The organism is Nocardia sp. NPDC060220 (assembly GCF_042727815.1).
Classification (GTDB): domain Bacteria; phylum Actinomycetota; class Actinomycetes; order Mycobacteriales; family Mycobacteriaceae; genus Nocardia.
The window spans coordinates 1-9,253 of record NZ_JBHWZY010000204.1; the positions used below are offsets into that span (position 1 = coordinate 1).

10 protein-coding genes are annotated in these 9,253 nt (G+C 69.0%); 8 read left to right on the top strand and 2 right to left on the bottom strand.

What is annotated here, in order from left to right; translation table 11 throughout:
* Positions 1 to 109 precede the first annotated feature (109 nt).
* Positions 110 to 532 (bottom strand): plastocyanin/azurin family copper-binding protein, encoded by a 423-nt coding sequence (locus ACFWF3_RS13235; RefSeq protein WP_378996949.1) that lies wholly within the window; start codon positions 530 to 532, stop codon positions 110 to 112.
* A gap of 72 nt (positions 533 to 604) precedes the next feature.
* On the opposite strand from ACFWF3_RS13235, the gene ACFWF3_RS13240 reads away from it, so the two are divergent.
* From ACFWF3_RS13240 to tsaD, 7 genes are all read left to right on the top strand, one after another.
* A complete protein-coding gene (locus ACFWF3_RS13240) occupies positions 605 to 2,053 on the top strand; it encodes a bifunctional ADP-dependent NAD(P)H-hydrate dehydratase/NAD(P)H-hydrate epimerase (protein ID WP_379313875.1) in 1,449 nt (482 codons plus the stop codon).
* 20 nt (positions 2,054 to 2,073) lie between these two features.
* The gene (alr, locus tag ACFWF3_RS13245) at positions 2,074 to 3,237 is read left to right on the top strand and encodes an alanine racemase (RefSeq protein WP_378996956.1); all 1,164 of its coding nucleotides are present in this window, start codon (positions 2,074 to 2,076) and stop codon (positions 3,235 to 3,237) included.
* Positions 3,234 to 4,310, top strand: coding sequence for an alpha/beta fold hydrolase (locus ACFWF3_RS13250; protein WP_379313876.1), 1,077 nt, complete (start codon positions 3,234 to 3,236; stop codon positions 4,308 to 4,310). The genes alr and ACFWF3_RS13250 overlap by 4 nt, the downstream gene beginning before the upstream one ends.
* Positions 4,303 to 4,758: a tRNA (adenosine(37)-N6)-threonylcarbamoyltransferase complex ATPase subunit type 1 TsaE gene (tsaE, locus tag ACFWF3_RS13255; protein ID WP_056818220.1), complete on the top strand. Its 456-nt coding sequence runs from the start codon at positions 4,303 to 4,305 to the stop codon at positions 4,756 to 4,758. The genes ACFWF3_RS13250 and tsaE overlap by 8 nt, the downstream gene beginning before the upstream one ends.
* Before the next feature lie 65 nt (positions 4,759 to 4,823).
* Positions 4,824 to 5,516 (top strand): tRNA (adenosine(37)-N6)-threonylcarbamoyltransferase complex dimerization subunit type 1 TsaB, encoded by a 693-nt coding sequence (gene tsaB / locus ACFWF3_RS13260; protein WP_379313877.1) that lies wholly within the window; start codon positions 4,824 to 4,826, stop codon positions 5,514 to 5,516.
* A 29-nt stretch (positions 5,517 to 5,545) separates the two neighbouring features.
* Positions 5,546 to 6,040, top strand: a complete 495-nt coding sequence (gene rimI / locus ACFWF3_RS13265) for a ribosomal protein S18-alanine N-acetyltransferase (protein ID WP_378996954.1) — start codon at positions 5,546 to 5,548, stop codon at positions 6,038 to 6,040.
* Positions 6,037 to 7,083: a tRNA (adenosine(37)-N6)-threonylcarbamoyltransferase complex transferase subunit TsaD gene (gene tsaD / locus ACFWF3_RS13270; protein ID WP_378635322.1), complete on the top strand. Its 1,047-nt coding sequence runs from the start codon at positions 6,037 to 6,039 to the stop codon at positions 7,081 to 7,083. The genes rimI and tsaD overlap by 4 nt, the downstream gene beginning before the upstream one ends.
* 69 nt (positions 7,084 to 7,152) lie before the next feature.
* Here the strand turns inward: tsaD and ACFWF3_RS13275 are convergent, their stop codons facing one another.
* The gene (locus tag ACFWF3_RS13275; protein WP_379313878.1) at positions 7,153 to 8,631 is read right to left on the bottom strand and encodes an Hsp70 family protein; all 1,479 of its coding nucleotides are present in this window, start codon (positions 8,629 to 8,631) and stop codon (positions 7,153 to 7,155) included.
* Between the two features lie 367 nt (positions 8,632 to 8,998).
* On the opposite strand from ACFWF3_RS13275, the gene groES reads away from it, so the two are divergent.
* Positions 8,999 to 9,253: co-chaperone GroES (gene groES, locus ACFWF3_RS13280; RefSeq protein WP_379313879.1), on the top strand; the 255-nt coding region annotated here is incomplete at its 3' end.

The following is a 9,253-nucleotide window of genomic DNA, read 5'->3' on the forward strand; positions in this document are numbered from 1 at the left end:
TACCCCCCGCGCTGCGCCGCGGGGGGGGTGCGGCCCCCCCCCCCCCCCCCCCCCGGCCCCCCCCCCCCCCGGGACCGGCGGGGCCGCGAACTCGAGCGCGCCAGCGCTCCTAAGACACAGTGATGGATCCGCGCATGTCGGGGTGCAGGGTGCACATGTAGCGGTAGGTGCCGGGCTGGGTGAAGGTGTAGGACCATTCGCCCTTGTCGAAGATGGGGCTGTTGAGGCCCATCGCCTTGTCGCCGATGCCCTGCACGTTGTGCGGGACCTTGTCGGAGAACTTCCAGGTCACCGTCTCGCCGACCTTGATGGTCGCGTCGGCGGGGGCGTATTTCATGTTGCCGACCTCGACCGTGAGGTTGGTCGGCGCGTGCTGTTGGGTGGTCGTGGTGGTGACCGGGCGGGGTTTGCGGGTTGTGGTGGTGGCGGCGTTTCCCGAGTCGCCGGAACAGCCGGCGGACAACAGGGCGGCGGCCACGACTAATCCGGCGGCAAACCGGGCGGATGCGGCGCGGTGACGAACCATCGACATGGGTGTGGAGCGTAGTCTGCGAGCGACCCCGGGCCGGTCGGCGGCCCGTTTTCGGGCGGCTGGGAGGCGACTATGTCGGATCGACGTGGCTACTACACCGTCGACGAGGTGCGGGCGGCGGAAGCCGAGCTGTTCACGCGGGTGCCCGTGGGAATGCCGATGCGGCGGGCCGCCTTCGGACTGGCCGGGGTGGTTGTCGACGAATTGCGGTCGCTGACCGGGGGCGTGGTCGGGCGAACCGTCGGACTGCTGGTGGGGTCGGGGGACAACGGCGGGGATGCGTTGTGGGCGGGGGCCTTCCTACGGCGTCGGGGCGTCCGGGTGTCGGCTGTTCTGCTGAATCCTGAACGGGCGCATCGGGAAGGGCTTGCTGCGTTGCGGGCAGCTGGGGGCCGGGTGGTCGATCGGCTCGATGGTGTCGATCTGGTGATCGATGGGATCGTGGGGATTTCCGGACGGGGGCCTTTGCGGCCCGGGGCGGCGGAAATAGTTGCTGCCTTGGATGTTCCGATTGTCTCGGCAGATCTGCCCAGTGGGGTCGATCCGGATACGGGGGCACTGGATGGGCCCGCGGTGACGGCGGATGTGACGGTGGCATTCGGTGCGTACAAGCCGGTACATGCGTTGGCTGTGCCCCAGTGTGGGCGAATTGTGTTGGTGCCGATCGGGTTACGTCTTCCAGAGGCTGGGCTGGTACAGCTCGATCCAGGAGCGGTGGGGGCCGGGTGGCCGGTGCCGGGGCCTGCTGACGACAAATACAGTCAGGGAGTGACGGGGGTTTGCGCGGGCAGTGCGAAGTATCCGGGGGCGGGGGTGTTGTGCACGGGCGCCGCGGTGGTGGCGACCTCGGGGATGGTTCGGTATGTGGGGTCCGATACCGAGGTATTGGGGAAGTTTCCCGAAGTTGTCGCCAGTTCGTCGATTTCGGAGACCGGGAGGGTGCAGGCCTGGGTGTTCGGGCCGGGGGGTGGCACTGATCCGGGGGCCCGGGATCGGTTGGCCGAGGTGCTGGGTACTGATCTGCCGGTGTTGGTGGACGCGGACGGGTTGACGATTCTTGCCGAGGAACCGGGGCTGGTTCGGGGGCGATCCGGGGTGACGGTGCTGACGCCGCATGCGGGGGAATTCGCTCGGCTGACCGGTGGTGCGGTGGGGGCGGATCGGGTGGGGGCGGTGCGAAGGCTGGCTGATGAGTGGGGTGTGACGGTTCTGCTCAAGGGCCGGGCGACGGTTGTCGCTTCGCCGGGGCAGCCGACGCTGGTCAATGACGCAGGTGGGGATTGGGCGGCTACGCCGGGGTCGGGGGATGTGCTGTCGGGGATTATCGGGGCGTTGCTCGCCGCGGGGTGTGCGGCGGGGTGGGCTGCGGCTGCGGGGGCTCGGGTGCATGCGTTGGCGGCGAATCTGGCTGCTCATGAGGGTCGGGCGGCGGGGGCTCCTATTTCCGCTACGCCGTTGCTGGGGCATGTTCGGGGGGCCGTGCGGGTGGTGCGGGAGGTCGGTGGGGGCGAGGGTCGGTAGTCCCGGGACGGAGCCCAGGTATGGCGGATTCGGCGGGTCCTGGCACGATCGGGGGTGTGAATGCGCAAGTGGAGACGGTCGTCGACTTGGATGCCATTGCTCACAATGTGCGGGTGTTGCGGGAGTACGCGCACGGGGCTGCTGTGATGGTGGTGGTCAAGGCTGACGGGTACAACCATGGGGCGGTGGAGGTGGCTCGGGCCGCGTTGGGGGCGGGTGCTCGGGAGCTGGGCGTGACCACCGTGGGCGAGGGGCTGGCCTTGCGGGCGGCGGGGATCACGGCTCCTGTGCTGTGCTGGCTCAATACTGTCGACGCTGATTACGCGGGTGCTGTGGCGGGCGATCTCGAGATCGGGGTGTCGTCGCTGGCGCAGTTGCGGGCGGTGGAGCGGGCCGCGGTGGCGGCGGGGCAGACCGCGACGGTGACGTTGAAGGTGGATACGGGGCTCAACCGCAACGGGGTGTCGGTGACCGAGTATCCGCAGGTCCTGCGGGCTGTGCGGGGGCTCGTCGACGCGCAGGTGGTGCGGTTGCGGGCGATCTTCTCCCATCTGGCGCACGCCGATGAGCCAGGGCATCCGATGGTGGATCGGCAGCGGGATCGGTTCGTCGAGGCGATCGCGCTGGCCAAAGAGCACGGTCTCGAACCCGAACTCGTTCATCTGTCGAATTCGGCGGCCACCTTGACCAGACCAGATCTGCGGTTCGACATGGTCCGGCCGGGTATTTCGGTGTACGGGCTTTCGCCCATTCCGGAGCTCGGACAATTCGGTCTGAAGCCCGCGATGACATTCCAAGCGGAGGTCGCGTTGGTGAAACAGGTGGCGGCAGGGGAAGGCGTGTCGTACGGGCACCGGTGGATCGCACCGCGCGACACCACGATCGCGCTGGTGCCCGCGGGATATGCCGACGGCGTATTCCGTTCGCTCAGTGGACGTTTCGAGGTGTGGTTGGGCGGGGCCCGGCACCGTAATGTCGGGCGGGTGTGCATGGACCAGTTCATGGTCGACCTCGGCGACAACGCGGGCGGCGTGCGGGAGGGCGACCGCGCGGTGCTGTTCGGCGGCGGCGCGGGACAGCCACACGCGCTCGACTGGGCGCGGGCGCTGGACACGATCGATTACGAGGTCGTCTGCGCGCCGCGCGGCCGGGTGGTCCGCCGCTACGTGGGTACCGGCCGATGACCCGGCGCACGGTGATCCGCCGCGGTGGCCTGGCGACCGCGGGCCTGCTCGCGGGCCTCGCCATCGCCCATACGTTGCGCCAGATCGGCGCGCGGGTGATGTGGCCCGCCGAACGCGACGAATACCGCGACGAGAACTTCGCCCTGATCGACGAGGACGAACCGGGCATGGTGCTCGCCGACGATGGTGTGTCGCTGGCCACCCGCACTTTCGGCGACGACTCCGCCGAGGTCACGATCGTTTTCGTGCACGGCTTCTGCAACAGCATGGAGTCCTTCCACTTCCAGCGCCGCGATCTCGCGCAGCAGTGGGGGTCGCGGGTGCGGATGGTGTTCTTCGATCTGCGCGGACACGGACGCTCCGGCACACCGAGTACCGAGAGCTGCACGGTCGCCCAGCTCGGCCGCGACCTCGCCACGGTGATCCGTGAGTGCGCGCCGACAGGACCGGTGGTGCTGGTCGGGCATTCGCTCGGCGGAATGGCCGTGCTCGCGGCGGCCGCGCAGTTCCCTGAACTGTTCGCCACGCGGGTGCGCGCGGTCGGGCTGCTGAGCACCGCCGCCGCGGAGGTGACCGCGACCGGGATCTCGCAACTGGTTCGGCATCCCGCGGTCGACGGCTTCCGGCTGGCGGTGCGGACCGCGCCGACACTGGTGCAGTTCAGCCGCAGCGCGAGCAAGCACGTGGTGACGCCGATCCTGCACGTGAGCTCGTTCCACGGCCCCGTGAGTCCGACGCTGTCGCGATTCACCACGATGATGATCGACCGCACGCCCGTCGGCACCATCGAAAAGTTTCTGAAAGCGATTGAGTTGCACGACGAGTCAGCCGCATTGCCAGTCCTGGGCGAGCTGCCGGTTTTGATTCTGGGTGGTGCGCACGACGTGGTGATCCCGTTCCGCAATTCCCGCGAACTGGCGGCGGAACTACCGGGCAGCGAACTGGTCCGGGTGCGTGAGGCGGCGCACATGCCGCACCTGCAGTTCCCCGAGGTGAGCCTGGCCGCACTCGACCGGCTGCTCGCGCGGGCGGGAATCATCGGCAGCCGCGGCGAGGAGGCCGTCGGTGGCTGACCCACACCAGCGCGTTCTCGACACTGTCGAGGACACCGAAGCATTCGGCCGCGAACTGGCGGCCACCCTGCGCCCGGGTGACCTGGTCGTGCTCGACGGCCCGCTCGGCGCCGGTAAAACCGCGTTGACCAGAGGAATCGCCGCCGGACTCGGTGTCGCGGGCCGGGTCAGTTCGCCGACGTTCATCATCGCGCGGGCGCACAAGGCCGGAGTGCGGCCGGACGGCACGCCCGGGGTGGCGATGGTGCATGTCGACGCCTACCGCCTCGCGGGCGATCTCGACGAACTGGACTCGCTCGACCTCGACACCGACCTGCACCACGCGGTCGTCGTCGTGGAATGGGGCAAGGGGGTCGTCGAACACCTCGCTGACCGGCACCTGCGAGTGCAACTCGCCCGGGAGCCGGAATCCGATGTGCGCACGGCGATCTGGGAATGGATCGAATAACGCGCGATCATGCGCGCACCGGTGCGCGCCGAGCGCCGATACCACCCGGTATTGTTGAGACAATCATGCTCGTACTAGCAGTCGACACCGCGACACCCGCCGTTACAGCGGGATTGGTGCACCTGTCACCTGCCGGTGAACCCGGCACCCGCCCCGCCGTGGCGACGCTCGCTGCCCGCGTGAAGGTCGACGCCCGCGCGCACGCCGAGGTCCTCACCCCGCAGATCCTGGAGTGTCTAGCCGCGGCGGGGGTGCGCCGCGACGAGCTCGACGCGGTCGTCGTCGGGCTCGGACCCGGACCGTTCACCGGGCTACGCGTGGGAATGGCCACCGCGGCCGCCTTCGGTGACGCGCTCGGGTTACCCGTGCACGGGGTGTGCAGTCTCGACGCCATCGCCGCCGACACCATCGGTGAGAAGCGAGATCCCGGCGAGCTGTTGGTGGTCACCGACGCGCGCAGGCGCGAGGTGTACTGGGCCAAGTATCTGAACGGGGCGCGGGTCGCCGGTCCCGAGGTGAACAAGGCTGTCGACGTGCCGGTGGGTGACGCCGCGGCGATCGCCGGGTCGGCCGCGCACGTGGACTTCTTCGATCTGCCGGTGCTGCCCAGCGAGACGCCCTCGCCTGCCGGGCTGGTCACCGTCGCGGCGCCGGCGTTGCTGGCGGGACAGACACCGCAAGCGCTGGTGCCGTTGTATCTGCGTAGGCCCGATGCGGTGGAGAACAGCTTCCGAACCCTCGACCGGACCGGGGCGTGAGTGCCGTGACCGAGTACCTGATCGCTCCCATGACGCTGCCCGACATCGACCGCTGCGTCGAACTCGAGCACCTACTGTTTCCCGAGGACGACCCGTGGCAGGCGGTGTCGTTCCGGTCCGAGCTGGCCGGCGGGCACAACCGCTACATCACCGCGCGCACCGCCGACGGCGTGATGGTCGGCTACGCGGGCATCGCGCTGCTCGGTGACGACGCCCATCCCGAGGCCGAGGTGCACACGATCGGCGTCGACCCGGATTGTCACCGGGGCGGCATCGGCACGCTGCTGCTCGAAGCGCTGCTGGCGACGGCGGCCGAACGCGGCGGGCCGGTGTTCCTCGAGGTGCGCACGGACAACGCGCCCGCCATCGCGATGTACGCCAAGCACGGGTTTCACATCATCGGGCTGCGCAAGAACTACTACCACCCCAGCGGAGCCGACGCGTACACCATGCGCCGTCCGGAACTCACCGCCGCGGCCGATGAATGGGCCGCGCGCGGCCGGCAGGACGAGGTGTTGTCGTGATCGTCATGGGGATCGAAAGCTCGTGCGACGAAACGGGAGTCGGCATCGTGCGCCGTCATTCCGATGGCTCCGTCGAGCTGCTCGCCGATGAGGTGGCCTCGAGCGTCGATCAGCACGCCCGCTTCGGCGGCGTGGTGCCCGAGATCGCCTCGCGTGCACATCTCGAGGCGATCGTGCCCGCGATGCGTCGTGCGCTGGCTACCGCGGGGATCAGCAAGCCGGACGCGCTCGCCGTCACCATCGGGCCGGGGCTGGCCGGTGCGCTGCTGGTGGGGGTGGCCGCGGCCAAAGCCTATGCGGCGGCGTGGGATGTGCCGTTCTACGCGCTCAACCACCTCGGTGGGCACGTGGCGGTCGATACGCTCGAGCACGGGCCGATGCCGCCCGCGGTGGCGCTGCTCGTGTCCGGTGGGCATACGCACCTGTTGCAGGTCACGGATCTGGGTGAGCCGATTACCGAACTCGGCAGCACCGTCGACGATGCCGCCGGGGAGGCGTTCGACAAGGTCGCGCGGCTGCTCGGTCTCGGCTATCCCGGTGGGCCCGCCCTCGACGCTGCCGCCGGCTCCGGTGACGCGCGGGCGATCGCCTTTCCTCGCGGGATGACCGGGCCCCGTGACGCGCGCTACGACTTCTCCTTCTCCGGTCTCAAGACCGCGGTGGCCCGCTATGTCGAGGCCGCGCAGCGTCAGGGCATCACGCCCGACCAGCTGCCGATTCCCGATATCGCCGCGTCCTTTCAGGAGGCGGTGGCGGATGTGCTGACGATGAAGGCTGTCCGGGCGGCGACCGACGTCGGCGTCGACACGATCGTTCTCGGCGGCGGCGCCACCGCGAACTCGCGGATTCGATCACTGGCCGAAGAGCGGTGTGCTGCGGCGGGTTTGACGCTTCGGGTGCCCAAGCCGCGGCTGTGCACGGACAACGGTGTGATGATCGCCGCGCTGGGCGCGCATGTGATCGCGGCGGGCGCGCAGCCTGCGGAACTGACTGTCGCCACCGATCCCGGGCTGCCGGTCTCGGTGAGCGCCCTGCGCGGCTAGCGCCCGTCCTGCCTGGTCGCACGGCACCCTGAAGAACCCGCCACCGGTCCACCCGGCGCGGTGCGCGCGTTAATCGGCTGGCGGTAGCGGGATTTCGTCGGTCGTGGTGGCCGACGGAATCGGGAGGGTGCTGTTGGCGGGGGCCTGCGTCGGCGAGGTGTTGGGGGTGGAGGGACGCTGTCTGCCGCCACCGGAGGAGCCGCTGTCCAGGGGGCCGAGCGGAGACTCGGGGTAGGGAATCTGCGGGAGGTTCGGATCGGGGCGCAGGGTCGGGGCCGTTGTCGAGGTGGGCGCGGAGGGCGTGGCGGCGCTCGTGCTCGGCGCCCCGGTGGTGGCATTCGGTGCTTCGGTCGCGGGCGGTGCCACGGTGGCTCCGGTGCGTTCGGTGCTCTCGCGATTGGCGGGGGTGGGTGCCGGGGAGAGCACCGGCGGTAACGGGGATTGACGCACGGTGCTGCTCGTGCCGGCGGGAGTCACATCGGGGGCGTCGGGCGACACTGCTTGCACGCCGTAGCCGATCACCAAGCCGACCACCACGACCGCGCCGACGAGGGTGCCGACGACCTTGGCGAAGGTGCCACTCGGTGCGTCGGCGTGCCCACCGCCCGGCAGTCCGGACGGTGCCGCGGCGTCGGCGACCAGCGCCGCGCCCTTGGCGATGACGGCCTCCGGGTCGGGCACGGTGAGCACGGGGACGTCGAGGCGGGATTCGAGAATGTCGATGACACACGGGATATTGGCGCAACCGCCGATCACGGCGACGGCGTCGGGGTACTTCGGCGCGCGGGTGAACACCGACGACGAGAACAGCGCGATATTGCGCAGGAGGCCGTCGATGAGCTCCTCGAAATCGGGACGGGTGAGCTCCAATCCCTGTCCCGCTACATGATCGATGGTGACGACGGGTGCCAGCGACAGGTGTTCCTTGGCCGCGCGGCCGCGGTTGGTCAGTGTGGTGCGGTTGGGCCGGGTGCCGCGTCGGGCGTAGTGCAGGTCGACCAGGTGGTGGTAGATCAGCTCGTCGATCGCGTTGCCGCTCAGCGTCGGCGTGCGTTCGGTGTGCAGCACCACGTTGTCGGTGTAATCGGCCACGGTGACGGTGAGTCCGGTCGCGCCCAGGTCGATCACGGCGACGGTGGGGTAGCGGTCGAGCAGTCCGGTGTGGCGCAGATAGGCGAGGGCGGCGGCGCCCTCGGTGACGAGCCGCAGATCACGGTGGCGCGTGGTGGCGGCCCGAATGGCTTGTGCCTGTTCTTTGTTGCGGTAGGCGACGGCGACGCTGGTCGGTGGACGTGATCGCGCCGAGTCGGCGCGACGGTGGCCGCCGGAGTAGCGCCCGAGCGGTTCGCCTGCCATCGCCACCTGTGACACCGGCAGCTGGGTGGTCATCAATTCGATCGAGGACGACACGAGATCGCCGAGGTCGGAATGTGCCTCATCTGCGGAAACGACCCGGTAGTCGAAAGTCTGCTCGCCCGCGGGCCCCGTCGCGACCAATGCCGAGCACACCACCTCGTTCCCGGCCGAGATGCCGAGGGATGTTCGCATGTTCACCTCCCTTCAAGCCGATGGTGCTCTCCGAGCGGATGGCGCCTTCCTGTGCTATGTCACAGCCTGTTATGCGAACGTTACAGATTGTGGCAGGCGATGTGAAGATCACTGGCCAGTGTGGGCGTGTCGAAAATGCGACATCGGCAGAACCCGACCTTGAGTGCTGGCACTCTCGCGTATAGAGTGCTAGTCGGCACGTACTAGATGGGCATTGCGTAGCTGTACTAGTGCCAAGTCGACTTCTGGGCTTCGGCTCCGGCACCCGCGACGACGGGGCTGTGCGCAGGGTCGCGAGCTGACCGAAACCCGGTCCGGGACACCAGTTCCGGACAACCGAATTTCCCCTGAAAGTGGAGGGCTCAACGTGGCGAGCGTGAACATCAAGCCGCTCGAGGACAAGATCCTCGTCCAGGCCAACGAGGCCGAGACGACGACGGCCTCCGGCCTGGTCATCCCGGACACGGCCAAGGAGAAGCCGCAGGAGGGCACCGTCATTGCCGTCGGAGCGGGCCGCGTCACCGATAAGGGTGACCGCATCCCGGTCGACGTCAAGGAAGGCGACGTCGTCATCTACAGCAAGTACGGCGGCACCGAGATCAAGTACCAGGGTGGGGAATAC

Coding starts and splice junctions, on each gene's coding strand:
- rimI (WP_378996954.1), top strand. CDS start 5,546: ATGACGCTGCCCGACATCGACCGCTGCGTCGAACTCGAGCACCTACTG.
- ACFWF3_RS13275 (WP_379313878.1), bottom strand. CDS start 8,631: ATGCGAACATCCCTCGGCATCTCGGCCGGGAACGAGGTGGTGTGCTCG.
- ACFWF3_RS13240 (WP_379313875.1), top strand. CDS start 605: ATGTCGGATCGACGTGGCTACTACACCGTCGACGAGGTGCGGGCGGCG.
- ACFWF3_RS13250 (WP_379313876.1), top strand. CDS start 3,234: ATGACCCGGCGCACGGTGATCCGCCGCGGTGGCCTGGCGACCGCGGGC.
- tsaB (WP_379313877.1), top strand. CDS start 4,824: ATGCTCGTACTAGCAGTCGACACCGCGACACCCGCCGTTACAGCGGGA.
- alr (WP_378996956.1), top strand. CDS start 2,074: ATGGCGGATTCGGCGGGTCCTGGCACGATCGGGGGTGTGAATGCGCAA.
- ACFWF3_RS13235 (WP_378996949.1), bottom strand. CDS start 532: ATGTCGATGGTTCGTCACCGCGCCGCATCCGCCCGGTTTGCCGCCGGA.